Consider the following 26270-nt stretch of genomic DNA (forward strand, 5'->3'; position numbering starts at 1 on the left):
TAGATTTTAGATTGGGGGATTGGGGGATTGGGAGATGGTTAGATTGGGGGATTTTAGATTGGGGGATTGGGAGATGGTTAGATTGGGGGATTGGGGGATTGGGGGATTGGGAGATGGTTAGATTTTAGATTTTAGATTGGGGGATTGGGGAATTGGGGAATTGAGTGATTGGGGGATTGGTAATTTATATTGTTGTGGTTGTGATTGAGTGTGAATTCGTTTTGATAATGAGGAGAGGTTGGGAATTCAAAGGTATAATTTTAGCACGGTCGGTATCGAAATTGCCCGATCGACTTTTATTGAGATTTCGCGACCCTCACATCAAGCACTCAAGCGTAGAAACCCGGTTTTTTGGCTGGTTCAACGCTGTTATAGCAACCGCCAATAGGGTGAGGACGTTGTTAATTGCTGAAACCATTGTTTTTCTTGCCTAATGCCTTTGGCCGAATCCTATACGCGGTGTCTCAGTTATTGTTGAGAATGGTGTTTGGGGCATCAGGCGGGCTGGACTGGGGCGAGCAAAAAACAGACTGCGCCGCTGCTATACCGTCTTTTTTCGGGTTCTGGAGCGCCACTAATTCATTAAACACGATCGATCGAACGGATCGATCGGCGTTTCCAATTCGGTTACACAACCGGATTCATCCGTGGAAGTAATTATTCAATCCAAAATCCAAAATCCAAAATCGATGGATTCACCAGCGATAGCGGTAATTTTTAAAAGGAGCTCCCTCAATGGTGAGCAAGTCGATGGGATAAATAGGAGCGCCACTTGCCATATATTGAAACATTTCCCGAACTTCCTCTCCCCGTAGAGACAACTGGTCTAATTCCTTGAGAGAATACCAGCCAGCACACAAAGTATGCTCATCCGGCTTGCTCTTGGGCGGCGTCTTATCTTCTGGACGAGCCACAAAAATGACTCGGAGGCGCACGTTGCCCCTAGGCATCACTGTATGCTCTACCCTGAGAATTCCCTCAACGATGACGGAAATGCCCGCTTCCTCGATGGTATTACGCATAGCAGCTTCGAGCAAAGTCTCCCCTTTTTCCACTCGCCCTGCAGGGAGATACCACTGCTGCTCGTACTTGCGCTCTTGTACCAGTAGAAAACGGTCTTCTAAGTGAACGACAACTAGGGTAAAATACCATGTTTGAATCGGCTCGCGAGCCATAGAAGTAGATATTCCCTAAGCAAAAGGTTTAACGAGCGGCAGATGTTAGCAATCCAAAGGATGCTTCGGCAAGCGTCTTTGAACTTGAAAAACAGATCGTAGCACCCCGGCCGCAAAATCTAAAATCTAAAATCTAAAATCTAAAATTGACAATGCCATTACCAACCGTGATTTTACCAGGATATTTTGCTGCTGCTTCCGACTGTCGGGAATTAGAAAAGTCTCTGGTCGATCGAGGTTTCCCAACAGTAACAGTGCCTCTGGTCAAGGGAGATTGGTTGCCGACTTTTGGCGGGCGGTCGATGGTGCCAATTTTGCGACAGCTCGATCGGACGGTCAAACAAATGTTACAGCAATACGGCGTTCCCCAGATCGATCTCGTCGGTCAATCGATTTTAGATTTTAGATTTTAGATTTTAGATTTTAGAATTGAAGCATTGACCCCACGGATCGAGTCGGGGGCTCCTTTATCGGATACAGGTTTTTTATTTCTGGACGGATGAATCACGTGGCGGGTATCCTGGATGCTTTGGGTCATTCCGCCGGCGGCTGGATTTCTCGCATCTATTTGGGCGAAAAGCCCATTGGTGACAAGTTAAGGCAGAGTGATTTTTGTCAATAAGACAATATACCTGATATTTGGTCTGCAGAGCATGATAATCACACACCGAAAGAAGGAGGATTCTCCGTTCTGAAAAACTTACCCATAGCTACCCAAATCTCGACATAGCTGGACATGAGTGCTTGTGGTGTTAACTTCCTGTTTCACAGTAGCGACAACATGACTGCTGTCGGGTTTGTCTACTCTGCAGGCTGACACGGTGGAACTCACCGCCAATTCTGAACGTTCTGGAATAAATATTCCTTCAAACCAACGTTCTATATTTTTCGAGGCATTCAAGTCACGGTCTTGAATATTTCCACAACTGGGACATTCAAAGGCGCGGACTCTTAATGGCATTTTATGCCGATGATGACAACAATTTGAACAGATTTGACTGCTAGGAAAGAATCGATCTACGAGCGTCAATTTTGAGTTGAACTTTTTGGTTTTATATTCAAGTTGACGCTTGAATTCGTACAGGCCGCAGTCGGCGATTGCACCAGCTAACTTGTGGTTATTCAAAAATGCCTTAACATTCAAATCTTCAATCTTCACCTCGCTGTGGTTTTTGGCGAGGTAAGTTGTTAGCTTGTGAATAGCATCTTTTCGGATGTTTGACACTTTTAGGTGCAGCTTGGCTAGTTTAGCGATTGCTTTTTTGCGGTTGTTAGACCCTTTGACTCGCGCACAGACAAGCCGTTGCAGGCGTTTCATTTTACGGTTCATCCGACGATAGGCTTTAGGGTTGGCAAAGACGGAGCCGTTAGAACAAACAGCTAGCTGCTTGATGCCGATATCAACTCCGACGGTAGGACGGTCAGGTAGAGCTGCGGGCTGCTCAATTTCGCATTTAAAAGCAATGAACCATCTGTCAGCTTTTCGACTGATTACGCAGTTGTGAACTGCCGTAATTGGTAACGATTCGTGCAGCCTAACCCAGCCAATCTTAGGTAACTTGACACGCTTGCCGTCGTTATTGATTCCTGGCTTTGCTTTGGTTCCTTGTTCTAGGTAGAAGGAGTCCCCCGATACACCTTTCTTTTTGAATCTCGGCTGTTTAGATACCTTTTTGAAGCATCTGTCCCAAGCTGTTCTCAATTCAGTCAGAGCCTGCTGTGGGCTTGCCTTGGAAGATTCGTAATACCAGGGATACAGAGGTTTGACGAACGCTACTAAGCGCTTGTGCAGATCGATTGCAGAAGGGATCTTAATAGTTTTATCCGTCTCCCTGAGTGTCAATGTTTCAAGGATGATTGAATTTGCCCAGTTGTAAGCGTGTCTGGCTACTCCGCAATGCTGTCGAAATTTAGTCACCTGTTTGTTATTAGGTTTTAATTCCGTTTTGAAACTGAGTAGCATTTACTTTTACCTCATTTCTGCCTTACTCTTATTGTATGCGGAATTAATGCGGAACAACAAAATGCCTAGAAAAAAGATTGACAGCGAGCCTAAGTTTAAGGTCAACCTAAGCCTGACCGAGACTGCTACTAAGTGGCTAGAGGAAAAACGAGTTCAGCTTACCGCAAGCAGTCTTAGTGACGTTATCGAGAGACTTGCTTTCTTAGTTACCCAACAATTCCATCAATGGGTAACTTTGTCCAAGAATCACGTTACAGCTTTAAACCCGTAATTGTGGTGGTAAAGGAAGGTGATAATCTAGCTTCATCAAGGTTTTTAGCCTTCAAAAACTAGGTGGATTATATCGATAGCTACTTTTTACACCAAGCATCCGGGACAGCCAAGCCGAAAAGTGCGATCGCATAAATAGTTCTTAAGTCCGGTTACAAGGCAAAAAAAAAACCGCCTGGTTGCGGTAAGTAGGTAAGGGCGGGTATGGTTAAATGTCGAGGGGTTTAGCTGACTTGTCAACCTCCAAATAAGACCGCTGTATCACATCAACACTATTTCCGCAGATGGCGGCTAGCATTAGCAGATTAGCGCCATTGCGAGCTTGTAAGGTAATGAATGTGTGACGGGTATGATAAGGGGAGAGATAGCATGAGATTAATCCATCATCGGCCAATTGCTTAACAATGCCAGGATAGCTGTATTTCTCCTCTGCGTCCTCTGCGCTAAATTTACCATACCAATAAGAACTTATAGCCCCTGTATGGTATGGCGCGCCATTACCTTGCTTAAACACTAAGTCATGTTCGCGGGCCTCATCAGGTTTTATCCTCAGCAGTAAAGTTTGTAATTTTGGGTAAATTTCAAACCATCGAATTGTGCTGTTTTTTGTGTTTTTTGTGATTTTTTTTTCCCCATTATGTGATTTGTTGAACACTACCACACCTTTCTCAAACTTTATATTCGCCCAAGTTAAAGCAAAAGCTTCTGAAGGACGGCAACCGGTTAGAAAGCAGAATTCTACCAATGGTGCAATTTGACGCGCAGCAATGCGTTTAGCTTCATAGAACGCAGCGATGATAATATCCCGCTCTTCCTTGGTAAAAGCACGACAGTCACGCTCTTGGGCGTTAGTTTCTGCATCCTGTACTTCATGCCACTTTAGTGTCTCGCCATCTGCCACGGTGACATTTTTGTACTGAGCGATTTTGTTATTTTCAGCGCGAGAAAGTACGGCAAAAAATGGGTTATAACCAAGCTTTATTTTACCTATAGACTGTGCATTAATAAACGCTTCATTTAATGCACAAAACAAATCAAATTTAGCTTCTTGAGCTAATTTAATTTTTAGCGCCGATTCAACCGTGTCACTGTTGATGCCCAAATCCCAAATCCCAAATTCGCTCTGACTGTACTGCTGGTTTTTGCGATTCCAAACCAAACCTTTTAGAGCGTTAGTGTATTTAGTCTGAAACTTTGACCTAAAAGTAGTTTGCTCTAGCTGCTGCTCTTTCCAAATCAGATAATCCTCCCACATTTGACCTACTGTCATCTCTGGGATAGCCACAGGCGGTGCAGCTAGTTTCAGCGCTGCATACTTAGCTTTCAAGTTATATTGCTCAAAAGTGGGGTCAAACCGTGACTGCCAATCGCGGTGCAGCAAGTCGGCTTCTATCTCGCGGGCGGCAGCCATAGCGCGGTCACGGTTTGCACTGGTGTCGGGTAAACCCAGACCCATTGTTTTTTGCTTAGAAGGCTCGATGCCGTCCAATACCTTAAACAAAGAATTGAATTTTCCACTAAATCGAAAGGCCAGAGAGCCTTTATCGGCATATACCGTTACAAGGCAACGCTCTGTCTGTTTTTTGCCGTAAGACATAAGTTTTCAACGTTCGGTAAGGGTTTGACTTTTCTAGGAAATTTCTAGGATTTTTTGATGTTTTTGCTACGATGGTAAATATTTACAGCGTATTCCAGGTTTATGAAGTGTAGCTTAGGGGCAAAGGCTTTCGCGTCCCTACGGGGATCGCACATTTTGGACGTACTTCATAATGTACTTCACAATGTATTTTATAAATGTACTCGATCGACGTACTCGATCGACGTTGAATCTGCTGTATATAAGCTTTTTATATAGATATCGTAAAGACAGTATAGCATAACTGTATCAAACTTTATTTAGTTTATCGTCACAATATAAAGTTTTATGGACTTTTTTTGGCTGCAGGGGCGAATTGACATCGGGGCGAGACTTCTGGTATCCTAAATAGCTAATAAGTGGATTTAACAATTCTTAACCGCGCCGCCAGCCCGTCCCTTTCTGGGGTAAGATAGGCGCTGCGAAGGCAAGTCGCTGTGAAATTAATATTGATGTGCCATCATCGATATTGTCAGTACAAGACATGAAAACCTACCCCCTGACTGGGGGAAAGTGGACGCTCCTCTGAGCTGGCTCAAAGGCAAGGATAGCAGACCGCCATTTTTGGCAAAAGCACCCCGGCAAAGAACCATAGTGATAGAGATATTAAGAGCAAAACCTGGTTGTGAATCTCATCCCCTTTTACGGATGGGAGTGTCAAGTTTACTTTCCTAGCAGCAAAAGCTAGTATTATCAAACTCTCATTCAATTTTGCCGGTTTTTACATTGCCTGCAGCCGATCGAGAACGTGGAAAATGACGCGGCCGGTGAATGACTGTGATGGGTGATGTTGGCGCTAGCAGTTGCCCGCATTTTGGCAAAAAAGTTAAAAACGTAAAGTACAGGCAGTACAGTATTTGCCTCTATTTTATGGAACTATAATTTCAGTGGCAGAGCGTGATTGAATTAAAAGGTTCCGAAAAGTTGGAAGTCCTAAAGAAAGCAGATTTTCAAGTCAATACTGGTCTGAGTGCTTTAGACAAAGTTCTGTCGTGGTTTGCACAATTGTACGAGCCGCGAATTCCCACAAGTGTGTGGATACGCTGTCAGTTGGCCTTGGCTGAGGGCTTTACAAATGCGGTGCGTCACGCCCACGAGGGCAAACGGCCGGATTTGCCGGTTGACATTGAGGTGGCGGTGTGCACTGAATCTGTAGAGATTAAAATTTGGGATTCGGGCGCTGCGTTTGATTTAGAGCAAAAAATTAAAGATATGTCGGAAAAAATCGATCCTGAAGCTTCAGGCGGGCGGGGTCTCAAGTTGATGAAAGACATCGCAGACAGTCTCAGTTATACGAGAACGGCTGATGGACGGAACTGTTTGTCGATCGTCAAAAATTATACTCCTGTCTCAATGCCGAACGATGAAGCTGATATTTTGCAACTGCCGGAGGAAGTTTCTGGTTAATGGGCTCCAGAAGCTTTTAAACGCGCGACAGAGGGTTCAGCCACAGCAAAATGGTCTGTTTTAATTGATTTAATTCCCGATACACTTCTTGTTTGACCCATTGACCGATCGCGTCGAAGGGAGTAAAAATTTGACCCACAGGCCAGCTAACATCTTGACCCAAAGGCGTTTGATGGTTGCCGGCTAGAGTCTGAACTGTAATCATGTCTGGAAATCTCTGTTTTAGCAGACCAGTCAACAGCAGGGTTTGGTCGATATTGTCGCCGTTAAATTTGACTAAAAGATTGCGCCGGATTTGATAGCTATCTTGGACGAGGCGATTGGTATCTTGCGGGGAAGGGGTAAACTCTACTTTAAAGACGGGGGAAATTTGCTCGACGATCGGGATGGCTTCGGATGCCGCATAATTGTTGAAAGAAATCAGAATATTGCCTGCCCTTTCTATGTCAAATACAGAACCGATCAGCAAGTGCAGTTTGCATCCCATGCTGTGCCCCATGCCGTAAACGGGGAGATAGGAAGAGCGCAGCAATTTAGTGGCGCGCAGCCGATCGAGGGCATTTTCAAATTTGTTGAGGACATCGCGGGCGATCGCAATATGATCCAAAGTATTGACAAACGGCGTTGCTACGACAAGATATCCTTGATTCCCCAAAGCCTCTAACAGCCAGCGATAGGTGAGTTGCGGTGCTGTCGCCACAAATGCACCGCCGAGAAAATGTACGATCGCGATCGGTTTAGAAGGAATTAATACCCAGTTGCCAGAAATTTCTTGCCAGTCCATAAATTCTATCAAGTTGAAAGTAAAAAGACGATCGTCCTTTGAAGCTAGAAGGCAAAATATTTTATAAATTTTTGCTTTTATTTTCTGCCTCAAAAAGGGGTTTGCTACCCATTTTTAATTCAAAAAACTTTGCTCTTTACTTATACATGATTTAGTGTAACTGTTTTGGCAGCAAATAGCACGGCGGGGCCTGGGTGCTATTTCTGCCCTGTATAGGGTTGAAGCTAGTGGCCGCATAAATCAAAGCTGGCATCCGATCGCGACTTTCAAAAATTTTTATATTGTCTCCCACCGCACGGCTGCAATCAAACGTGTTTTGTAGTGCAATACGCCTCAAAAGCCCAAGAGCGTGTATAAACGAGCCAAGGCGCGATCGGCTTCGATTCGGCTTGATTGGCATCACCTAATTTCTTGACTAAAACCTGCATACAAATATGAGTTCCTTTAGGAAAGCCCCCCGATTTCAGACGATCGCGGGGGGTTTAATTCTGCCGAATGACTGATGCCTTCTGCCGTTTGATGACTCAACTTATTGTGAGCCTTCATCCATTTCCACTTGTTCAAAGTAGCTTGAGGGTTTAGCACAGTGGTAGCGATGCCGTAAACAAGAGTCGGCAAAACCTCCCGATTTAACCAACTTTGTCCCAGCTTTCTCATGTAGTGGAGTGCCAAAACTTCTCGGAATTTGTTAATCTTCTTCAAAAGTGGCAAATTCTTAAAGCATACCTGTTCGTACTCGTTGAGCGATAACTCTTTTTCTCCCCGCAAGCGCCGCAGTTGGTTCTCCTTGACACAATCAGAAGCTATGCGCTTTTTCAGCCAGTGCTTATCTGTGAGAGAGTTCCCTCTAATTCGATAATTTCCCAAAGGTTCTGTCGTCGCTAGCAAGCCGTACTTTTGAGCAAGTTTGGTAAATAATTCTGTATCTTCTCCTACCTCCCAATCTTCTGCAAACCCGCCTTCTTTGAGAAGAATGGAGCGATCGACTACAACAGAAGACGGGAAAACCCAAGGACTTTCGCCTGTCTCCTTAATTGCCTGCATTTCTGCTTTAGTTGTAGGATAAGTGGGAACATAACTCAACTTGTTGCCGCGCTTATCTAAATACCGCAAAGCGTGAGCTACAGCTTTGACTTCTGGATTGTCTGCGAGCATCTTCAGACAAAGTTCTAGCTTGTTGGGTTCCCAGGTATCGTCGCTGTCGAGAAATGCTACATATTCGCCTGTGGCGCGATACATCATTAAATTTCTAGACTTAGAAACCCCGTAATTTTGGGGATTCCGGAAGTATTGAATTCTCGAATCTTGTTCTGCCAGTTTAGCGGCAACTTTGTCTGTAGCGTCAGTAGAGAAGTCATCAACAATTAAAATTTCTAGATGCTTGTGTGTACCATTGAGTACGGAGGCAACTGTCTCGGCCAGAGTGTCGGCAGCATTGAATGCAGGAATGATTACACTGACTTTTTTGCTGTTCATAACTTGCATTAGGTGTGGTTTGGTAGTTGTTCGCCGAAGTAGAGTCTGGAAGGAGACACTCTGACTCCTTTACGTGTAAGTACCAGTATTCCCGAAACTTGCCTACATACTGCCAATATAACAGGCTTACCGACCTCAGTGTTATCTACCATAAGGGGGGGACACGAGTTAGGAGACGGAGTGCAGACTATTTGGCGGGCAATTTTTCGGACACACAGGCGTCGGCTGCGAGGGATTGAGGGTTTTGTCGGAGGATTGAAGTTTTCCTAAAGTCGATCGGATATTTTTGCTTTAATGTGAGATATTGCAGGATTTTCAATAAGCCTTTTACGGGCGGGCCGGAAAGCCTGTTCATAAAAAGCTTATTAAGAATGGTGCAACATCTCAGTTTAATCGGACTTACGCAGAGAAACCAGGCATCACCCAAAATTGTTGGTTTGACAACTACATATCTACTCTACTAATAAACCGATACTAATAAACCGATTTTATGACTCAGATAGAGTCCGGTTAACCGCTGACAATAAAATTGTTTTTCCTTCGATCTGGGCTGGCTAGAGAGGTATCTCGTAAGGGAGCATCCCATTTTTGCTTTCAGATCGTGGAAGGTTGCATCAGAATAATATATTTCGATGATATAGCGCGCTCACGTCGTCCATAGCGAACGGCTAGATCGCGGCTAGATCGCGGCTAGATCGCGGCTAGATCGCGAGCGAGACGCTCGCACTCCTAAAAAACGGCTTTTTACCAAATTGGGATGCTCCCTCTCGTAATCTCGTTACTCACTACCAACCTAATTATAATTATCAACCAAACTTGATATCAAGAGTGCGTAAGTCCTATTTTATTGATTGATTCAACCGTCGCATAACTACCCAAAAACTGCTTTGCTAGGTCTGTTATTTGTTTCATTTCACTATTAATTAGCTAAACTTTTGATTTAATTGTTTTTGATGTTTCATCTACTGAATTTTTAGGCGTTTATCAGCTTGGTTGAGATGAGTGTTTTGTAAATAAAGATGCTTTTTCAAACTTGTGTAATGGTTAAGTTGCCATAAGCTGTCCCTCATTTCTCTTTTTTTCTTTCACCGCGATCGCCTCGAAGCGTCAAATCCTCTGCCATAACAGGTAATTTATCTGCGGTCGAGTTAATAAACGTAGGTCTCATAAAAGATGCTCGTAAAATTATACTGTAAAAAATCCACGAATCACCCGTAAAAAATGTTACCAAACTTCTTGAGCAAAGTGAAAATTTATACTTGTTGCCTAACAGTCTTGGTGTTCGGCGGCTGCCAGCAGCAGCTACAGCAACAACCAAACTTGCAGCAGCAGCCCCGCAGCAAACAGGGCATGGCAGTTTCGGCTCACCCTCTGGCGAGCGCTGCGGGGCTGGCGCTGCTGCAACAGGGAGGCAATGCAGTGGATGCGGCGGCTGCTACGGCTTTGGCGATTTCGGTGGTGGAGCCTTTTTCGGCGGGTATCGGCGGCGGGGGTTTTTTGCTGCTGCGGCGGGCGGAAACGGGGACTGTGCAAGCGCTGGATTTCCGGGAACGAGCTCCGAAACGGGCGGCCCGGGATATGTACCTCGACAAGCAAGGTAAGGTGCGCCCAAGGGCAAGTCGGGACGGGCATTTGGCGGCGGGTATTCCGGGCACTGTTGCTGGACTTTACACGGTGCACCGCGAGTACGGTAAGTTACCTTGGGCGGCGGTGGTGGCGCCGGCGATCGCCCTGGCTGAAAAAGGTTTTCCGGTAAGTTCGCGGTTTACTAAGGCTACCCAGGGACGACAGGATGCGATCGAAAAAAACCGGGCTGCGCGGGAGGTTTTTACTCGCGGTGGCATTTTATACCAGCCGGGGGAGCTTTTGGTGCAGCGGGATTTGGCGCGGACAATGCGGCAAATTGCTAAAAATCCGCAAAGTTTTTATACCGGGGACATTGCGCGGGCGATCGCCGCCGACATGGCTAAAAACGGCGGCATTATCACTCTCGAAGACCTGAAAAACTATACGCCGATTTGGCGGAATCCGGTTTGCGGCAACTTTCGCACTTACGAAATTTGCGCGATGTCGCCTCCTTCTTCCGGCGGCGTTCATTTGTTGCAAATCTTAAATATTCTGGGAGATACGGATCTCAAGAGTTTGGGAAGGCAAAGTCCAGATACCCTACATTTACTGGCGGAGAGCATGAGGATTGCTTATGCTGACCGGGCTGAGTATTTGGGCGACCCGGATTTTGTGAGTGTACCGGTCAAAGCTCTGACTAGCAGCAATTATGCCAAATTGAGACGATCGCAAATCCAAATGTCAAAAGCCAGACCCTCTAGCGAGGTAAAGGCTGTTGACGCTGAAACTTTGAACCGTCTGCTGTGGGAGTCTCCCGAAACTACCCACCTGACGGTAGTTGACAAAGAGCGCAATGTTGTGAGTTTGACGTTTACGGTGAATGGCGGTTTTGGGGCTGCGGCTGTGGCTGCCGGTACGGGAATTTTGCTCAACAACGAGATGGACGATTTTGCTGCAGCGCCGGGAGTGCCGAATTTGTCGTCTGGTTTGGTGAGCGGGGAGGCAAATTCGATCGCCCCTGGGAAAACTCCTTTATCCAGCATGACACCGATTATCGTGACCGAAAATGGCAAATTCCGTCTGGCTGCTGGGGCTCCCGGAGGCAGCACGATTATTACCACGGTGCTGCAAATTGTGCTGAACGTATTGGTTTACGACATGAATGTCGGCGAGGCTGTGTCTGCACCTAGAATTCACCACCAGTGGCAGCCCGATCGCCTGATGGTGGAACGGGGAGGTTTTGAGGCTGCGACGCTTTCGGAGTTGCGGCGGCGGGGACACCTGATTGTCGAACGTGACGGCTGGGGCAATGCCAATGCGATCGTCCTGACTGCTGACGGTTGGTTGGAAGGGGCTGCGGATCGGCGCGGCGAAGGAGAAGCAAGAGGGTTTTAGTCATCTGTGAACCGTAATTGTTCTAGGGGCGGGTTGTCATCATCTTGACTTCTTCACCAGCACTTGAGTAAACCCGCCCCGCCCTCTACTGGAATGGTCGATCGACCCGACTTGAGATAAATTGCGGACTTACGCAGAAAGCGGGTTTTTCACCAAAATCCCGCCCGAGTGCGCGATCGCAAACGATATAAAAACCCATTTTCTTTTAGCATCCAGTGCGTAATTCCTGAAATTATTAGTCTGTGCAGGCGTATTTTGCCATCCATGTTTTTGTGGCGAGGTTTATTGACTGACTAACTGCCAAGAACTACAAAAAAGAATAACTAGAAAAACCGTAAATATACGTAGATGTAAAGTCATTGTAAAGGCACTAGACATTGATAGTTATATAGTGTGAAAATGAAGTTGTAGATTGAATCAGCTTTAGTATTTTTAACAAAAAAATTATGATAAATTCTCACCAAATTGCTGCCTTAACTGCTACATTGACTGGTGTCCTGAGCTGGTTGGCAGCGCCAGCAATGGCATTTTCGGTAGGGGCAACTAATAACATTGAGATTTTGAAAAATAATTTGTTAGGAACTAATACAAGGGGATTGAGTGATTTTTCTGTTTCAATTACAGGGAATGAGGCTGCTTTTGGTACTTTCACTAATGACCCCTTCGGTTTGACATCAGGTGTTGTTCTCAGCACCGGTAAAGTCACGGATATACCGGGTAAGAATGGGAAAGATAATCTAATGACCAACGGCAGCGATTTAAACACGGACTTTGGGCCTAGGGGTGAACAGGGCGATTTGACTCAGCTCAACCTCAGCTTTTTTGCTAATAGCACGGTCGAAAAGTTGTTCTTTGAATATGTATTTGCTTCTGAGGAGTTTCCTGAGTTCGGCGGTTCTGAATTTAATGACAATTTTGAACTCCTGTTGAACGGCACTAATTTGGCAAAGTTGAGCGACGGGAAAACATTTACGATTAATAATCTGGTTCCAGATCCAAATAATCGCTCTACAGATCACGCAGACTATATTGACAACTCAAGTTTGACAGGTATTGCTGCTAACATCATTAAGCTGGACGGTTTTACTAAAGCTTTAGGTTTTGAGGGTTTGCTCAAGCAAAATCAGATGAATGTTCTCAGCATCCGCATTAAAGATGTAGGCGACGGTAATCTAGATTCTGCTGTATTTATTAAAGGCGGTTCTGTGGGGACGGCAAAACCGGAGGCAGTTCCAGAACCGATGACTGTGGGGGGTTTGATGGTGGGAGGCGCTATGCTGGCTGCTGGACGAAAGTTGCGCGATCGTCGGAAGTAATTAATAAAAATAAAAGTAGATTAACAGTCTTGGAGGCAGAGACGGGGTTTGATGAACCAAAATACTTTGTTGCAGTCCTTGAAGCAGTTAAAAAAACTCGGTTTGGGCGATCGTTGCGATCGCATAATATCATGTCAGGTGGGAGTATCCCGTTTTTGCTTTCACAGGAGTGCGAGCGTCCCGCTCGCTAGAGATACGCAAGCGAGCGGGACGCTCGCACTCCTAAAAAACGCTTTTTACCAAATTGGGATGCTCCCTGTCAGGTCATTTAACCGATATGGTTGCGTAGCGAGGAATGCAAGTCCTCATAAAATTCTGACGGCGAACGTCCTCACTACGAACCAATTTTATGGCGGTTGTTATAGCGGACAGAATATAAGTTTAGATCCAAAATTCGCGAAGGGCGGATTTTTTTGTATTTGGGGTTGCAGCAAATATTTCCGGTAAAACCCGGGCCTACAACAACTGACTAAAAACTAAATCCTTTAGCTATGAACGGTACCGTCGGGCAAAATGGTTCCCGATAATCTAGCTCCCGTGAGTTTTACCATAACTCGATCGCCGTAACCTATTTTCGCTCCTGTTAAGTCCGCACCGCTCAAGTCTGCACCGCTCAAATCGGCTCCGATTAAGTTGGTTTCTCTCAAGTTGGCATTGATCAAACAAGCTCCTAACAGGTTTGCCCTGAACAAGTTTGCTTTTTGCAAATTCGCGCCTGTGAGGTTGATGTTGTGCAGAAATGTATCGCTTAAGTCGGCTTCACTCAGGTTTGCATTGCTCAAGTTTCTCCCTGAAAAATCCTTTTCTTTTAAGGAAGCTCCTTTGAAGTTGGAACCGCTTAAATCGGGACTTTGTGGCGCTTGGCGGTAAGACGGAGATGGCGGTGGTTGTTGCGATGGGTAGCGGGACGCCTCTGAATAGGGCCCTGAAGGATTTCCCGCATAGTTTCCCCCATAATTTCCAGCATATTTTCCTGAAGAGGGTTCAGAAGAGTAGCGGGGTTCTTTTGGGTTGGCCGGCGGTGGCTGAGTGTTTTGGTGCTGGGTGTTTGGATACTGAGTGTTTGGGTACTGAGTGTTTGGGTACTGAGTGTTTGGATACTGAGTGTTTTGGTACTGAGTGTTTTGGTACTGAGTGTTTTGTGGCTGAGTGTTTTGGTACTGAGTGTTTTGTGGCTGAGTGTTTTGGTACTGAGTGTTTTGTGGCTGAGTGTTTTGTGGCTGAGTGTTTTGGTACTGAGTATTTCTGTACTGAGTATTTTGTTGCTGAGTATTTTGTTGCTGGGTATTTTGTTGCTGGGTATTTTGTTGCTGGGTATTTTGTTGCTGGGCGTTTCTGTACTGAGTATTTTGTTGCTGGGTATTTTGTTGCTGGGTGTTTCTGTACTGAGTATTTTGTTGCTGGGTGTTTTGTTGCTGGGTATTTTGTTGCTGGGCGTTTCTGTACTGAGTGTTTTGTTGCTGGGTTTGTTTGTGCTGGGTATTTTGTTGCTGGGTGTGTTTGTGCTGGGTATGTTTGTGCTGAGCGTTCTGATTCTGACCTCTTGGTTGAATCGATCGCAATTGTTCGCGGGCTTGATTAATTTCCTTAATCTTTTCTTCAGCTTTCTCTAGTAGTCTGGGATTGTCTTTGGGGATGCGATCGGGGTGCCAAATGAACGCTAAATCCTTGTAAGCTTGGCTAATTTCTTCTCGGGAAGCTCCCGGCAACAGTCCCAGCACTTTATAGTATTGGTCGAGGTCGTTCATTGTACCACCTTTCGCTTTAAGAAATTAGGAATTAAAAATTAAGATCGGAGCAAAAGCTGTTCTCAAAGCTTGCTTCTCCGATCGTACATTGAATGAACAATAACTCAGCTAAGCCGCCGCTGGCAAAAAGTCTCGAATTCGCTGCAAGTATGTTGCGGCATCCTCCAGCATCGGAAAGTGAGCCGTATTGGGAATTATAACAAATTCTACTTTTTTGCTGAGGGAGGCCGCTTGCTCTCCCATGATGGCGGGGATAATTCGATCGAATTCTCCGGCTACAAGCAGTGTGGGAACACTCAGCCGCGCAAATTCTTGGGGCATTTCCTCGGCTGCTCTTTTGCTGACGGCCGTCACCATTGTACCTATAGCAGCTTGCTCGTCTGCCATTAAAAAATCCTTGAGAAACGCCAGACTGACCTCCGTGGGCAGGGAACGGCGCAAAAACCGGGCCATAAATAGCCGATCGGCAAACGGGATCGATGCCAACCAAGATGGCCTAAATTTTACCACATAGCCGCCGAATTTGTGAAAGGTTGTAAAGGATTTCTCATCGTATTCAAAAATCCCGCTGCAAGTGAGAATTGCTTTTTCTACTTTTTCGGGGTAAAGGTTGAGAAATAAAGTAGCAATGGATGCACCTGTGGAGTGAGCATTGAGAAAGACGCGGCTTAAATTCAGAGATTCTAATAATTCAGCTAAGTCGCGGGCGTAGGTTTCGAGTTCGTAGCTTGACTCAGGAGGCTCTTTTGGCAAGGGCGATCGACCAAAACCTCTCATATCGTAGAGCAAACAATCAAAATCATCAGCAATAGCCCGTGCCGTGCTTTCCCAGTAGCGCGCCGATCCCGCCCAGCCGTGCAGAAATACCATCACTGGTTTGCCGCTGGGTTGGGCACTTGCGTCTGCTGTTATCCACTCGTAATAATGTTCTACACCGCGAATTGAAATGAAAGACATGGTTAAGTAGTTTTGAGTTTTGAGTGATAATTTTAAATCATATAGGAATGAGGGGTGATCGCGTCTCAGTTAGCAGAACTCGTATAATGTAAGCAGCAAAAGATTAAAAGCAAATTTAATATGAAAGAATTAAATAAATTAGAATTGGATGGAATTAAGAACATGGGGGCAGTTAAGACTCAGGTAAAGCTGACCAATGCCATAGATGAAGCTCTAATTAGTCGGGGGTTGCTCGCGCCTCGGCTGTTGCGTGAGTGTGAAACAGAAACTCTAGTAGATACAGGATCGGTTTATCTAGTAATTTCAGCAGAGATGGTACAGCAGCTAGGTTTACGAATTATAGGACAGCAGCTTGTTAAGTATGCTGATGGTCGTCAGGAAACCGTAGGAGTAACGGAGGCTATATTAATTGAAATTGAGGGGCGTAGGACTACCGAGGATGCTCTGGTGACAGGTGATGAGGTGTTGATTGGTCAGGTGGTTTTGGAGAAGTTAGATTTGCTTGTGGACTGTAGGAATCAGCGGTTAATGGGGAATCCTACTAATCCTAATTATTCAGTGACTTATATCAAGTAGGACTTATATCAAATCCGTTGACATCCGAATTATTCATCTCTCTCTTCTCTGACTCTGCGTCCTCTGTGTCCTCTGCGGTTTAATCATTCCGATGCAACCGGACGTAGGCAAAGTAGTAGGTTGGGTTGAGAAACAAAACCCAACACTCATTAATTGGATGTTGGGTTTCGTTCCTCAACCCAACCTACAGAATAAAAACTACATCAATCAAAAAATCTACGTTAACCTGCGTCAATCTGCCTACATCTGCGGTAAAAAATCACCAACATAGAAACCAAGCAGAAATCTTAAGCTGCGGAGGCAGCTAGCCAAAATAAGCCGTCTACTAAAAGAGTGCTCAAAACGGCTCCGCTAAACGCGCGCCAGTGCAGTTCCGTGCCGCGCAAACTCAGCAAACCGACTGTTAGCAACACAGCGATTAAAACTAAAGCCCAGCCTATGCCCCAAGGAGTTTCGATTTGACCGATCGCACTTTGAAAAATCGGCATCGCTAATTCCGGTTCCGCGTGCATCACTTGCCGCCAGTAGGGCATCAACCCAGTTAAGTAAAAATATAAATCGGTAATAGCAGTCCCAAATAGCGAACCCAAATAAAAATATCCGCCAACTTTTCCCCAAGATTTACCCAAGCACCAAATAGCAAAAGGCAAGCCAATTGATTCTACAGGTAGATGTAAAATTGGTTCCCATCTAAACCAGCCCCAATAGATAGAACCTGCCAGCCAACATCCGGCAAATCCTAATAATAAGTCTCCCCAAAGTTGGGTTTTGGGGCGGAAAATTAGAATTAAACTAAGTGCTATCCAGGCGATTGTTGACAGCAAACTGATGGTGGGATATAAACGCACTAATGGTGCTTGCACGAAGACTGGAATTGAGACTAAAAATGCTGAGGCGCTAAATACTAACCACTGTTTGATGCTGTTTGTTTTGCCTGAAGTGACAGAATTGTCGAGGCGGGCGATGGTGGCAATAGGTGCGATCGCCGATGATACTAAATCAAAATTAAACAACTGATTGGACTCCGTATTGTTTCAATAGGTGGACTAAAAATTTTGCTGCGGTTGTGGGTGCGACAGTCTCAATGCCGGCGGCGGTTTTGCTGACTTGCCAGCCTTTTGCCGTTTGCGGATCTCGCCATAAATCCAAATGTTCGATCGCGGGATCTGCATAAAAGCTCTCTCCACCGCCACCGAGAATTGCCGAACTCCAGTGCGTAAAGCGATCGTGGCTGAGTCGGTGGATGGGAAAATTGCCCCCCAGAGGTACTCCCCAACCGTCTAAGGCAAAAAATGCCCCGACTTGGCCGCCGATTTGCTGCCACATCCAAGCCGCCCCGATCGCCCCCGCTACTCCTGCCGAAAAGCTCACAAATACTAGACTTTCTCCTGCTAACTCTTGGCAACACAAAAAGTGGAATATGTCAATAGCTGAAAAAGGCGGATGTTTATGAGCGGGAAAAATCTTGACGCGATCGAGTATTTGCGAGTTTTGCCGATCGGCAGCCAGTCCCCAAAGCCCCGAAAGTCCCGCTAGGAAACAGTCGGTTAGCTTTGGTTCGTGAACTCCGGGGCAAATTACCAGTCTCATAGTTCGTCAAGAAAATTAATTATGAGCTTAACATAACTTTACTTTATTGTACACCATAATTAATTATATGCTATGCAGGGGGATAGGATGTTAAACTAATAACAGAGTCGTGTTTGAAGGATATCCCCCCAAAATAAACGCTGGGAACGCTCCGAGACACCGAAACCGGAGGCAAGGTGAGGAAGTCTTAAGAAAACATAAAACTTAATGCCCTTTGTCCCAGACCCTGCGGCGTATTTTCTTGCCTTTCCTATCAGATTCCGATCCCCCCCAGCCCCCCTTATTAAGGGGGGAGAAAGAGTCTCAAAGTCCCCCTTAAGAAGGGGGATTTAGGGGGATCTCCGGGGAGTCTAGAAACGGGGTTTCTCTTCGCAATTCTGATTCATCCTTCCTGCGGCTCTCCAAATAATTCAAATTGAGGAATACAAAGTGGTTGCTTCTCCAGAAAAAATCGAGATCAAAACATCTGCGGCACCCGCAAGTAACGATCGGGTTGCTGTCTTGCTCATGGGTTACGGCGAAGTCGAAAGCTACGACGATTTTGCCAACTACAACGAACAAGCTTTAAATTTACTTACGGCAAAGTTTGCGCCAGTACCGCTGTGGATTTATCCGCCGCTGGCGAAGATTTTAGCAATCTTTGACTTGCACGAGTGGAGCCACCAACACGGTCAATTTGTTTCGCCGCACAATGCTATTTTTGAACAGCAGCGCGCCGGGATTGAAAAGAATTTACAGGAGAAATGGGGCGATAAAGTAAAAGTGTTCAAAGCTTTTAACTTTTGCGCGCCGTTTTTGCCGGAACAAGTAATCCCTCAAATTCAAGCAGAAGGATTTGACAAAATTCTGATTTATCCGCTGTTGGTAGTTGATTCTGTTTTCACCAGCGGGATTGCAGTCGAACAGGTGAATAAAGCTTTAGCACAAACCTTTGATGGCAAAGAACATTGGGTAAAAGGACAGCGCTACATTCCTTCTTTTTACGATGAACCTGCTTACATCGATTTGATGGCGCATTTAGTTGAAGAGGAAATTAAGAACGATTTAGCAGTAGCGCATTTGCCTTCTCAGATTGGGATTGTGCTGATGAATCACGGTTGTCCGCACAAGGCGAAGGGATTTACTTCGGGAATTGTGGAAAGTCAAGCTTTGTACGATCGCGTGCGGGAACGTTTGATGTATCGCTATCCTTTGATTTCGGTGGGTTGGCTGAATCACGACACGCCGCTGATTGAATGGACGCAGCCGGATGCGACGTTGGCTGCGAAGAATTTGATCGATTTGGGTGCAACTGCGATCGTGTTTATGCCGATCGGATTTGCGACAGAAAATCACGAAACTTTGTTAGATGTAGACCACATTATTGAGTCTTTGCAGAAACAGCGTCAAGGAGTTACTTACCGCAAATTGCCTTGCGTTAACGACCATCCAGAGTTCCTGAAAATGGCGGCCGAGTGGGCAAATCCGCAAATTGAAGCGTTGTTGAGTGAGACTGCGGTTGCTGTTAATCCGAGTTTGGCTGCGGCGCACCGCGAGCACAGCCATTCTCACGGGGAACACGCTCATTCTCATGGGGAACACGGGCATTCTCACGGCGGGCACGGGCATTCTCACGGTGAACACGGGCATTCTCATGGCGGGCACGGGCACAGTCATTAATTGGAAGCCAGGGAAGCTACGATTATTTTGGGGTAGGGAAACGGCATTGCCGTGTCCTCCATTTCTTTTGTCGGAGTGAGTAAGTCGAGATTAATTGAGGTGAAAAGTCGATCGCCCTTTGGTTATTTTAGAGAAAGGGCGATCGGCTTTTTTATCAGCAGGTGTGAATTCTTAAGAATCATGCAACATCCCGCAGAGATATTGCGCTAAAATAAAAACTAAAGTTTTGCCAAAATTTGAAAAATTGAGAAAATCTTAAACTCAACTACCGCCCCATCTGCAATTCTCTTAGAAAACGGAAGTTGTATTAATGACATCCCACACCTTAAACTTACCCGTTCAGCTACAACAAGAAGCTGAAAAATTGGCGGCACTCCAAGGCATTTCCCTCGATGGATTTATTCTCTGGGCTGTAGCCGAAAAAGTCGCTACTCTCAACCAGCGGCATGATGACCCTGCTTTCCCTCAAATCACCTACGTGCGCGGCGCTAGCGGCGAACTCGCGCCCGTTTTGCGCGGTACTCGCTTGCGGGTGCAAACAATAGTCATCGCAACCCATAAATGGGGTTTATCTCTAAATGAAATTGCGAATGAATACGATCTCAATGAAGCTCTAGTGAATCAAGTTCTCGCTTTTTATGAGGCTCACCGTCAGGAAATAGACACCTCTATTGCCACCGAGCAAATTATCGAAGCTGCCAATGTCTAAACCGCTATTGCATCTGGATGCTGATACCTCTATTAAAGCTTTGCAAGTCGCGCTTTGATCTCGCAATCACGATGTCACTCGGACACCGACTGACTGGATGCCTTTAGATGCTAGCGATGAGGATCAATTATTAGAAGCAACAGCACGGGGACGGTGTATTTTTACGTTTAATATCCGCGATTTTCAGGTTTTAGCTCAGCGTTATCCCGAACATGGCGGTATCATTTTGGCAGCTCAAAACAGTTGGACATTATCTAGTCTAATTGCTGCGCTCGATCGCCTGGTTTCAGAAACACAAGCTGCTGACTGGAGAGGGCAAGTCCGCTGGCTGAATCAGTGGCGAACCTAATCTTATCTTGATATTGAGTTAAAAAGTCGATCGCCCTTTGGTTATTTTAGAGAAAGGGCGATTTTTTTGTTGATTTATGGTACTGTAAAACTTAACAATGACAGCTACAATCTTGTTGGCTAAAAAAATGGGAAAAATCTCAGTGACGTAATAGATCGCTGGAAATTGCTAATAACCCGCAACTTGGGTTCTGATACAAAATACAGATTAGAGATTAGAGTATAATAAAAATTATTTTTCCGTACATTCCTGGTTTCATATCAAATTTGCGCTTCATCTGAATAGTAAAGTGGCAACCAAATATAAGCGGAATTTTCAGTTTTTTGACTCACAGTCAACTGTTAACAATCATGAGGAGTGCAACCGGAATCGATATAATATCTCTATTTGGCACTCAATACTTTAAGATTTTGAGCCGCATCGTTTAGTAGTTGAGTACCTACCTTAGTTTGATTGATGCCGCTAGCAGTTTGTTTGGCTCCAGAATTGATAGTATTCATTGCTTCAACTACTTGTTGGACGGCTAATGCTTGTTGCATGGCATTGAGAGAAATTTGTTGATTTTTCAAAACGATATCGTTGATAGAAGCGAGAGTCATTTGTTGATTATTCAAAACGCTATTGTTGATAGCCGCGATCGTCATTTCCTGATTCTTCAAAACGATATCATTTATCGACTGTGTTACCTCTTTAAAAGCTTGGGCTGTATCTTGAGAAAATTTGATACCTTCTTTGACAGTTTTCGTGCCTTCATCTGTAGTCATGACTGTGGAATTGATCGCGTTCTGGATATCAGTAATGATGGTATTAATTTTCTCGGCTGATTTTTTGCTCTGATCTGCCAGTCGGCGAATTTCATTAGCTACAACTCCAAATCCTTTACCGTGTTCTCCAGCCCGAACAGCTTCGACTGAGGCATTCAAAGCTAACATATTAGTCTGATTAGCTAAATCTGTTACAGTGCCTGTAATGCTGCCAATCTGAGTAGTCTGCTCGCTCAATCGCATAATCTGTGCCGCGATCGCCGCCACTTTTTCTCTCAACTCAGACATTCCTTCTAGAGATTTCTCCACTACCTTATTGCCATCTTCCGCCTGGTTTAAAACTTGACGTGCGCCTGTGGCTCCTTCCTCCGCTAGGTTTAAAACTTGACGTGCGCCTGTGGCTCCTTCCTCCGCTAGGTTTAAAACTTGACGTGCGTTATCCAGTGCTGATTCTGCTTGCTCTGCTGATTGGCGCGATGATGCTCCCAATTCATCCATTGTGGAAGTAGTTTCATTCACCGCCGTTGCTTGCTGATTGATGATCCGTTCTTGCTGCTCAACTGTAGCGGCAATTTGGCTGGAAGAACTGACAATCATATTGACAATGCCTTTGAGGGCTTTGTCGATCGGCTTGGCGATCGTAATGCTCAAGAATATTCCCAAAATAATCGCTGTCACCGGACCTAGAATCATACCCACAACAACCCAGAATCCAGTCTGATGTGTATCCAGATCGGCTGATTTCTTAGTCTTGTCTGCAATCTCTTGATTGAAGGCTATAACTGATTTAATTGAATCTGTAGCTCTCTTAAATAAAGGCTCCTCTGTACTTGAGCCATACTCATCCATCTTGGTACGGAGTTCCAGTGCTGTTTTAACTGCCGCGATTTCTGGTGAATTTCCCTTACCCTGACTGATTAGCTGAACCTGCCTTTTCCAGGGATTGCGGATGCCCATTTGGTTATAGTCTTGTTCTATATTCAGCAATTTTTCATGGGCTTTCTTCCAAGCATCCCAATTTTGTAGAAATTCTTTGTAGTTTTTATCTTCCTCTGGGGTATTCGGGATCTTTTCGTATTTTTGAAAGTTTTCGTTGATTTGTTTCCAGGCATTCTGAATTCTAGCTAATGCCTCTTGCCTTTCGGCATTAGTCATTTCTGGATCGAAGAGTAATTGCTCTGATGCCTGAATTTGAGTCTTTCCTTCGTTGATATTCCACAATGCAGTCACACTTGGCAGGCTATCCTCACCGAGGGTATTGATGTGTACACTTAGCCTGGAAACCCCGTTCCACCCAACCCCAGCAAACACGAAGACGATCGACCCCATTAATATAAAAGCGCTGATTAGTTTTGTTTGTAAGTTCATGTTGCGAAACATAGTTGTTCTCCTGGCTGTGGCTGGCTATAGTTGAATTAAATTATAAGCTTAAGCACAACGATCGTATTAATATCCATAATTTATCTTGACAGATTAGAGATTAGAGGAAAACAAAAAATATTTTCCCGTACATTCCTGCTCCCATAATCTCTCTATTTAGCACTCAATGCTTTAAGATTTTGAGCCGCACCGTCTAGTAGTTGAGTACCTACCTTAGTTTGATTGATGCCGCTAGCAGTTTGTTTGGCTCCAAAATTGATAGTATTCATTGCTTCAACTACTTGTTGGACGGCTAATGCTTGCTGCATGGCATTGAGGTAAATTTGTTGATTCTTCAAAACGATATCGTTGATAGCGGCGAGAGTCATGTCTTGATTCTTCAAAACGATATCATTGATCGACTGTGTTACCCATTTAAAAGCTTGGGCTGTATCTTGAGAAAGTTTGATACCTTCTTTGACAGTTTTCATGCCTTCATCTGTGGTCATGACTGTGGAATTGATCGCGTTCTGGATATCAGTAATGATGGTATTAATTTTCTCTGCTGATTTTTTACTCTGATCTGCCAGTCGGCGAATTTCATTAGCTACAACTCCAAATCCTTTACCGTGTTCTCCAGCCCGAACAGCTTCGACTGAGGCATTCAAAGCTAACATATTCGTCTGATTCGCTAAATCTGTTACAGTGCCTGTAATGCTGCCAATCTGAGTAGTCTGCTCGCTCAATTTCATAATCTGTGCGGCGATCGCCGCCACTTTTTCTGTCAACTCAGACATTCCCTCTAGAGATTTCTCCACTACCTTATTGCCATCTTCCGCCTGGTTTAAAACTTGACGTGCGCCTGTGGCTCCTTCCTCCGCTAGGTTTAAAACTTGACGTGCATTGTTAGATGCTGATTCTGCTTGCTCTGCTGCTTGACGCGATGATGCTCCCAATTCATCCATTGTGGAAGTAGTTTCATTCACCGCTGTTGCTTGCTGACTGATGATCTGTTCCTGCTGCTCAACTGTAGCGGCAATTTGGCTGGAAGAACTGACAATTATATTGACAATGCCTTTGAGTGCTTTGTCGATCGGCTTGGCGATCGCCACAAAGAATATTCCCAAAATAATCGCTGTCACCGGACCGAGAATCATACCCAGAACAACCCAGAATCCAGTCTGATTTATATCCCGATCGGCTGATTGCTTAGTTTTGTCTGCAATGTATTGATTTAAGGCTATAACTGATATAACTGAATCTGTAGCTCTCTTAAATAAAGGCTCCTCTGTACTTGAGCCGTACTCATCCATCTTGGTACGGAGTTCCAGTGCTGTTTTAACTGCCGCGATTTCTGGTGAATTTCCCTTACCCTGACTGATTAGCTGAACCTGTCTTTTCCAGGGATTGCGGATGCCAATTTGGTTATAGTCTTGTTCTATATTCAGCAATTTTTCATGGGCTTTCTTCCAAGCATCCCAGTTTTGTTGAAATTCTTTGTAGTTTTTATCTTCCTCTGGGGTATTCGGGATCTTTTCGTATTTTTGAAAGTTTTCGTTGATTTGTTTCCAGGCATTCTGAATTCTAGCTAATGCCTGTTGCCTTTGTGCATTAGTCATTTCTGGATCGAAGAGTAATCGCTCTGATGCCTGAATTTGGGTCTGTCCTTCGTTGATACTCCACAATGCAGCCACACTTGGCAGGCTATCCTCACCGAGGGTATTGATGTGTACACTTAGCCTGGAAACCCCGCTCCACCCTACCCCAGCAAACACGAAGACAAGCAACCCCATCAATATAAAAGCGGTAATTAGCTTTGTTTGTAAGTTCGTGTTGCGAAACATAGTTGTTCTCCTGGCTGTGGCTGGCTATAGCTGAATTAAATTATAAGCTTAAGCACAATGATCGTATTAATATCCATAATTTATCTCTATTGTTAGTCATAAACTACGAACCCCACTGACTGCCATTCACGCTGACATCCCACACCTTAAACTTACCCGTTCAGCTACAGCAAGAAGCTGAAAAATTGGCGACACTCCAAGGCATTTCCCTCGGTTTATCCTCTGGGCTGTCGCCGAAAAAGTCGCTACCCTCAACCAGCGGAATGACGATCGCACTTTTCCTGAAATCACCTATGTGCGGGGCGCTAGCGGCGAACTCGTGCCCGTTTTGCGCGGCACTCGGTTGCGGGTTCAAACAGTAGTCATCGCAGCCCAGAAATGGGGTTTATCTCCAAACCAAATTGCCGCTGATTATGACTTAAGTGAAGATCGAGTGAACGATGTCTTCGCTTTTTATGCGGCCCACTCTCAGGAAATAGACGCATCTATTGCCGCTGAGCAAATTATCGAACCCGTAACTCGTCGGCGGTATTCCCTTGAGGAGTTGGTTGAGGCGATCGCGCCTGAGAATATTCATAATGAGATTGATAGTGGAGTTGCTGTGGGGAATGAAGTAACGAATTTATCTTGTTCAGAAACTTCGCCCGCGATCGCACATGAGTCAACCTCATTTTTAGGTACAGATAGTACAATAAATCCCTCTCTATTCTTGTCCCATTTCAAGTTGTTTTTAATCTGACCAATACACTCACTAACATTCTGCTGATATAGACTATCTATGCGATCGCAGTGCCATTCAAATACCACAACCCATTGAGATTGCTCAGTCAAAATCAACTTGAGACAATCATCAAAACTTTTGCCTTCCCAATCTATCTCTGAACCATTTACCTCGGATTCTAACAAGTCTAATGCTTTCCCTTGCACGGAAAAATTCAGCCATTTCATACTTCCATAAGCGGGGGGTAAGCGCTTGATTATATGGGGCGGAATTTCCCGCTCTATTAATTTTATATATTTGCCCCAAAGGTAATATTTTTCACCTTGGGGATATTCTACATCACCCCAAGTAAAAGTTTCCTGATGAGATTCTAAATACTCAAGAGTCTGTCTTGTCGAAAGTAATATTTCAAAACAGGCATCCATAATTTCTCCTTTAGTTAATCAACATCTCTGCGATACCACCAAAATTGTTGCAATCCAGATTCCCATCTTTTCTGTTCCCAATTGTAGCGGAATTCGTGGATATGGGGGTTGGGATGATCGGATGGGCGATCGTGATCCGTCCAATCGACTCTACCCCAAGGCACATCATAGCCGTTAGCTTTCGGCCAAGTTGATGAAGGAAAGGTTGCTGACTGGCGGTAACAAATATTATTACTTCCATCTCTTCTTCCAAGTGTTGTATGGGGTCTTCCTTCTGCTAGCGGATCTGGTAAGGGGATATCCTCTCCCTTTATTGTTTGTTGTGTCAGAGAGAATTCTGGTATGTAATACTCGCTGTTTGTTGACAGAACTTTCTCCTTGTTTAACTAAATGTAACGCGACTTACACATCCAAACCAAAGAAACCGGGTTTTTGGCCGTTTCTGTAGCTGTAACCAAGTATTCTTGCAAAAACCCGGTTTCTGACTACCCGTGCGTCCAAGACTAGACCTCTCCAAAATTTTTATTTTGTGCTAAACTTGAATAAATATCGTAAAATTAGTAAAAATTTTAAGTTAATGA

The 26270-nt window shown here is 44.9% G+C and carries 25 protein-coding genes and 2 pseudogenes; 12 read left to right on the top strand and 15 right to left on the bottom strand.

Annotation, left to right across the window (positions count from 1 at the left end; translation table 11 throughout):
- Nucleotides 1-695 precede the first annotated feature (695 nt).
- Entirely contained in the window at nt 696-1175 is a 480-nt protein-coding gene (locus tag QUA56_RS23525; protein WP_172185172.1) for an NUDIX domain-containing protein, read from the bottom strand.
- 152 nt (nt 1176-1327) lie between these two features.
- Here QUA56_RS23525 and QUA56_RS23530 point away from each other — a divergent pair, with 152 nt between their 5' ends.
- Both QUA56_RS23530 and QUA56_RS23535 read left to right on the top strand, forming a co-directional pair.
- The gene (locus tag QUA56_RS23530) at nt 1328-1588 is read left to right on the top strand and encodes a hypothetical protein (protein ID WP_333362324.1); all 261 of its coding nucleotides are present in this window, start codon (nt 1328-1330) and stop codon (nt 1586-1588) included.
- Between the two features lie 86 nt (nt 1589-1674).
- A complete protein-coding gene (locus QUA56_RS23535; protein ID WP_333362327.1) occupies nt 1675-1797 on the top strand; it encodes a hypothetical protein in 123 nt (40 codons plus the stop codon).
- 78 nt (nt 1798-1875) lie between these two features.
- Here the strand turns inward: QUA56_RS23535 and QUA56_RS23540 are convergent, their stop codons facing one another.
- Both QUA56_RS23540 and QUA56_RS23545 read right to left on the bottom strand, forming a co-directional pair.
- Nucleotides 1876-3138 carry an RNA-guided endonuclease TnpB family protein gene (locus QUA56_RS23540; RefSeq protein ID WP_333362330.1) on the bottom strand — a complete coding sequence of 421 codons (1263 nt, stop codon included), beginning with the start codon at nt 3136-3138 and terminating at the stop codon, nt 1876-1878.
- 478 nt (nt 3139-3616) lie between these two features.
- Entirely contained in the window at nt 3617-5005 is a 1389-nt protein-coding gene (locus tag QUA56_RS23545; protein WP_333362333.1) for a tyrosine-type recombinase/integrase, read from the bottom strand.
- 936 nt (nt 5006-5941) lie between these two features.
- Between QUA56_RS23545 and QUA56_RS23550 the strand changes: the two genes are divergently transcribed.
- The gene (locus QUA56_RS23550; RefSeq protein ID WP_333362335.1) at nt 5942-6451 is read left to right on the top strand and encodes an ATP-binding protein; all 510 of its coding nucleotides are present in this window, start codon (nt 5942-5944) and stop codon (nt 6449-6451) included.
- Nucleotides 6452-6467: 16 nt separating this feature from the next.
- Here the strand turns inward: QUA56_RS23550 and QUA56_RS23555 are convergent, their stop codons facing one another.
- The 3 genes from QUA56_RS23555 to QUA56_RS23565 form a co-directional block, all read right to left on the bottom strand.
- Nucleotides 6468-7235, bottom strand: coding sequence for a DUF1350 family protein (locus tag QUA56_RS23555; RefSeq protein WP_333362338.1), 768 nt, complete (start codon nt 7233-7235; stop codon nt 6468-6470).
- A gap of 444 nt (nt 7236-7679) precedes the next feature.
- The gene (locus QUA56_RS23560; protein ID WP_333362341.1) at nt 7680-8711 is read right to left on the bottom strand and encodes a glycosyltransferase family 2 protein; all 1032 of its coding nucleotides are present in this window, start codon (nt 8709-8711) and stop codon (nt 7680-7682) included.
- Nucleotides 8712-8898: 187 nt separating this feature from the next.
- Entirely contained in the window at nt 8899-9066 is a 168-nt protein-coding gene (locus tag QUA56_RS23565) for a hypothetical protein (RefSeq protein ID WP_333362344.1), read from the bottom strand.
- 866 nt (nt 9067-9932) lie between these two features.
- Between QUA56_RS23565 and ggt the strand changes: the two genes are divergently transcribed.
- The gene (gene ggt / locus QUA56_RS23570; RefSeq protein WP_333362347.1) at nt 9933-11672 is read left to right on the top strand and encodes a gamma-glutamyltransferase; all 1740 of its coding nucleotides are present in this window, start codon (nt 9933-9935) and stop codon (nt 11670-11672) included.
- A 446-nt stretch (nt 11673-12118) separates the two neighbouring features.
- Nucleotides 12119-12988 (top strand): choice-of-anchor L family PEP-CTERM protein, encoded by an 870-nt coding sequence (locus tag QUA56_RS23575; protein WP_333362350.1) that lies wholly within the window; start codon nt 12119-12121, stop codon nt 12986-12988.
- Nucleotides 12989-13473: 485 nt separating this feature from the next.
- Here QUA56_RS23575 and QUA56_RS23580 read toward each other — a convergent pair whose 3' ends face one another.
- Together QUA56_RS23580 and QUA56_RS23585 are read right to left on the bottom strand one after the other, a co-directional pair.
- Nucleotides 13474-14736 (bottom strand): pentapeptide repeat-containing protein, encoded by a 1263-nt coding sequence (locus QUA56_RS23580; protein WP_333362353.1) that lies wholly within the window; start codon nt 14734-14736, stop codon nt 13474-13476.
- A 108-nt stretch (nt 14737-14844) separates the two neighbouring features.
- On the bottom strand, nt 14845-15693 hold the full coding sequence (locus QUA56_RS23585) for an alpha/beta hydrolase (protein WP_333362356.1): 849 nt from the start codon (nt 15691-15693) through the stop codon (nt 14845-14847).
- 120 nt (nt 15694-15813) lie between these two features.
- On the opposite strand from QUA56_RS23585, the gene QUA56_RS23590 reads away from it, so the two are divergent.
- Nucleotides 15814-16269, top strand: a complete 456-nt coding sequence (locus QUA56_RS23590; RefSeq protein ID WP_333362359.1) for an aspartyl protease family protein — start codon at nt 15814-15816, stop codon at nt 16267-16269.
- 91 nt (nt 16270-16360) lie between these two features.
- Nucleotides 16361-16540: a hypothetical protein gene (locus QUA56_RS23595; protein WP_333362362.1), complete on the top strand. Its 180-nt coding sequence runs from the start codon at nt 16361-16363 to the stop codon at nt 16538-16540.
- Between the two features lie 16 nt (nt 16541-16556).
- Here the strand turns inward: QUA56_RS23595 and QUA56_RS23600 are convergent, their stop codons facing one another.
- Both QUA56_RS23600 and QUA56_RS23605 read right to left on the bottom strand, forming a co-directional pair.
- Complete coding sequence (locus tag QUA56_RS23600; RefSeq protein ID WP_333362365.1) at nt 16557-17282, bottom strand: DUF3120 domain-containing protein; 726 nt, start codon at nt 17280-17282, stop codon at nt 16557-16559.
- Entirely contained in the window at nt 17275-17859 is a 585-nt protein-coding gene (locus tag QUA56_RS23605; protein WP_333362368.1) for a hypothetical protein, read from the bottom strand. Before QUA56_RS23605 ends, QUA56_RS23600 begins: the two co-directional genes overlap by 8 nt.
- Nucleotides 17860-18288: 429 nt before the next feature.
- Here QUA56_RS23605 and QUA56_RS23610 point away from each other — a divergent pair, with 429 nt between their 5' ends.
- The 4 genes and pseudogenes from QUA56_RS23610 to QUA56_RS23625 form a co-directional block, all read left to right on the top strand.
- A complete protein-coding gene (locus QUA56_RS23610; RefSeq protein ID WP_333362371.1) occupies nt 18289-19518 on the top strand; it encodes a ferrochelatase in 1230 nt (409 codons plus the stop codon).
- Nucleotides 19519-19569: 51 nt separating this feature from the next.
- Nucleotides 19570-19728, top strand: a complete 159-nt coding sequence (locus QUA56_RS23615; RefSeq protein WP_333362374.1) for a hypothetical protein — start codon at nt 19570-19572, stop codon at nt 19726-19728.
- 100 nt (nt 19729-19828) lie between these two features.
- Nucleotides 19829-20227, top strand: a complete 399-nt coding sequence (locus QUA56_RS23620) for a DUF433 domain-containing protein (RefSeq protein ID WP_333362377.1) — start codon at nt 19829-19831, stop codon at nt 20225-20227.
- 79 nt (nt 20228-20306) lie between these two features.
- Nucleotides 20307-20576, top strand: a pseudogene (locus QUA56_RS23625) (DUF5615 family PIN-like protein); the annotation flags it as partial.
- Nucleotides 20577-20959: 383 nt separating this feature from the next.
- Here QUA56_RS23625 and QUA56_RS23630 read toward each other — a convergent pair.
- The 3 genes from QUA56_RS23630 to QUA56_RS23640 all read right to left on the bottom strand — a co-directional run bounded on the left by QUA56_RS23630 (nt 20960) and on the right by QUA56_RS23640 (nt 24898).
- Nucleotides 20960-22720: a methyl-accepting chemotaxis protein gene (locus QUA56_RS23630; RefSeq protein WP_333362380.1), complete on the bottom strand. Its 1761-nt coding sequence runs from the start codon at nt 22718-22720 to the stop codon at nt 20960-20962.
- Between the two features lie 152 nt (nt 22721-22872).
- Nucleotides 22873-24543: a methyl-accepting chemotaxis protein gene (locus QUA56_RS23635; RefSeq protein ID WP_333362383.1), complete on the bottom strand. Its 1671-nt coding sequence runs from the start codon at nt 24541-24543 to the stop codon at nt 22873-22875.
- 160 nt (nt 24544-24703) lie between these two features.
- Nucleotides 24704-24898 carry a hypothetical protein gene (locus tag QUA56_RS23640; protein ID WP_333362392.1) on the bottom strand — a complete coding sequence of 65 codons (195 nt, stop codon included), beginning with the start codon at nt 24896-24898 and terminating at the stop codon, nt 24704-24706.
- Here QUA56_RS23640 and QUA56_RS23645 point away from each other — a divergent pair.
- Nucleotides 24863-24940: pseudogene (locus tag QUA56_RS23645) on the top strand (DUF433 domain-containing protein); the annotation flags it as partial. The gene QUA56_RS23640 and the pseudogene QUA56_RS23645 overlap by 36 nt on opposite strands.
- 21 nt (nt 24941-24961) lie before the next feature.
- Here the strand turns inward: QUA56_RS23645 and QUA56_RS23650 are convergent.
- Nucleotides 24962-25120, bottom strand: a complete 159-nt coding sequence (locus QUA56_RS23650; protein WP_333362395.1) for a hypothetical protein — start codon at nt 25118-25120, stop codon at nt 24962-24964.
- Nucleotides 25117-25689 carry a hypothetical protein gene (locus QUA56_RS23655; RefSeq protein WP_333362398.1) on the bottom strand — a complete coding sequence of 191 codons (573 nt, stop codon included), beginning with the start codon at nt 25687-25689 and terminating at the stop codon, nt 25117-25119. Before QUA56_RS23655 ends, QUA56_RS23650 begins: the two co-directional genes overlap by 4 nt.
- Nucleotides 25690-26270 lie beyond the last annotated feature (581 nt).

This window comes from Microcoleus sp. N3A4, from assembly GCF_036701805.1.
Lineage (GTDB): Bacteria > Cyanobacteriota > Cyanobacteriia > Cyanobacteriales > Microcoleaceae > Microcoleus.

Coding starts and splice junctions, on each gene's coding strand:
- QUA56_RS23580 (WP_333362353.1), bottom strand. CDS start 14,736: ATGAACGACCTCGACCAATACTATAAAGTGCTGGGACTGTTGCCGGGA.
- QUA56_RS23655 (WP_333362398.1), bottom strand. CDS start 25,689: ATGGATGCCTGTTTTGAAATATTACTTTCGACAAGACAGACTCTTGAG.
- QUA56_RS23630 (WP_333362380.1), bottom strand. CDS start 22,720: ATGTTTCGCAACATGAACTTACAAACAAAACTAATCAGCGCTTTTATA.
- QUA56_RS23545 (WP_333362333.1), bottom strand. CDS start 5,005: ATGTCTTACGGCAAAAAACAGACAGAGCGTTGCCTTGTAACGGTATAT.
- QUA56_RS23530 (WP_333362324.1), top strand. CDS start 1,328: ATGCCATTACCAACCGTGATTTTACCAGGATATTTTGCTGCTGCTTCC.
- QUA56_RS23540 (WP_333362330.1), bottom strand. CDS start 3,138: ATGCTACTCAGTTTCAAAACGGAATTAAAACCTAATAACAAACAGGTG.
- QUA56_RS23635 (WP_333362383.1), bottom strand. CDS start 24,543: ATGTTTCGCAACACGAACTTACAAACAAAGCTAATTACCGCTTTTATA.
- QUA56_RS23555 (WP_333362338.1), bottom strand. CDS start 7,235: ATGGACTGGCAAGAAATTTCTGGCAACTGGGTATTAATTCCTTCTAAA.
- QUA56_RS23650 (WP_333362395.1), bottom strand. CDS start 25,120: ATGAATATTCTCAGGCGCGATCGCCTCAACCAACTCCTCAAGGGAATA.
- QUA56_RS23565 (WP_333362344.1), bottom strand. CDS start 9,066: ATGAACAGGCTTTCCGGCCCGCCCGTAAAAGGCTTATTGAAAATCCTG.
- QUA56_RS23590 (WP_333362359.1), top strand. CDS start 15,814: ATGAAAGAATTAAATAAATTAGAATTGGATGGAATTAAGAACATGGGG.
- QUA56_RS23585 (WP_333362356.1), bottom strand. CDS start 15,693: ATGTCTTTCATTTCAATTCGCGGTGTAGAACATTATTACGAGTGGATA.
- QUA56_RS23560 (WP_333362341.1), bottom strand. CDS start 8,711: ATGAACAGCAAAAAAGTCAGTGTAATCATTCCTGCATTCAATGCTGCC.
- QUA56_RS23525 (WP_172185172.1), bottom strand. CDS start 1,175: ATGGCTCGCGAGCCGATTCAAACATGGTATTTTACCCTAGTTGTCGTT.
- QUA56_RS23620 (WP_333362377.1), top strand. CDS start 19,829: ATGACATCCCACACCTTAAACTTACCCGTTCAGCTACAACAAGAAGCT.
- QUA56_RS23575 (WP_333362350.1), top strand. CDS start 12,119: ATGATAAATTCTCACCAAATTGCTGCCTTAACTGCTACATTGACTGGT.
- ggt (WP_333362347.1), top strand. CDS start 9,933: ATGTTACCAAACTTCTTGAGCAAAGTGAAAATTTATACTTGTTGCCTA.
- QUA56_RS23595 (WP_333362362.1), top strand. CDS start 16,361: ATGCAACCGGACGTAGGCAAAGTAGTAGGTTGGGTTGAGAAACAAAAC.
- QUA56_RS23605 (WP_333362368.1), bottom strand. CDS start 17,859: ATGAGACTGGTAATTTGCCCCGGAGTTCACGAACCAAAGCTAACCGAC.
- QUA56_RS23535 (WP_333362327.1), top strand. CDS start 1,675: ATGAATCACGTGGCGGGTATCCTGGATGCTTTGGGTCATTCCGCCGGC.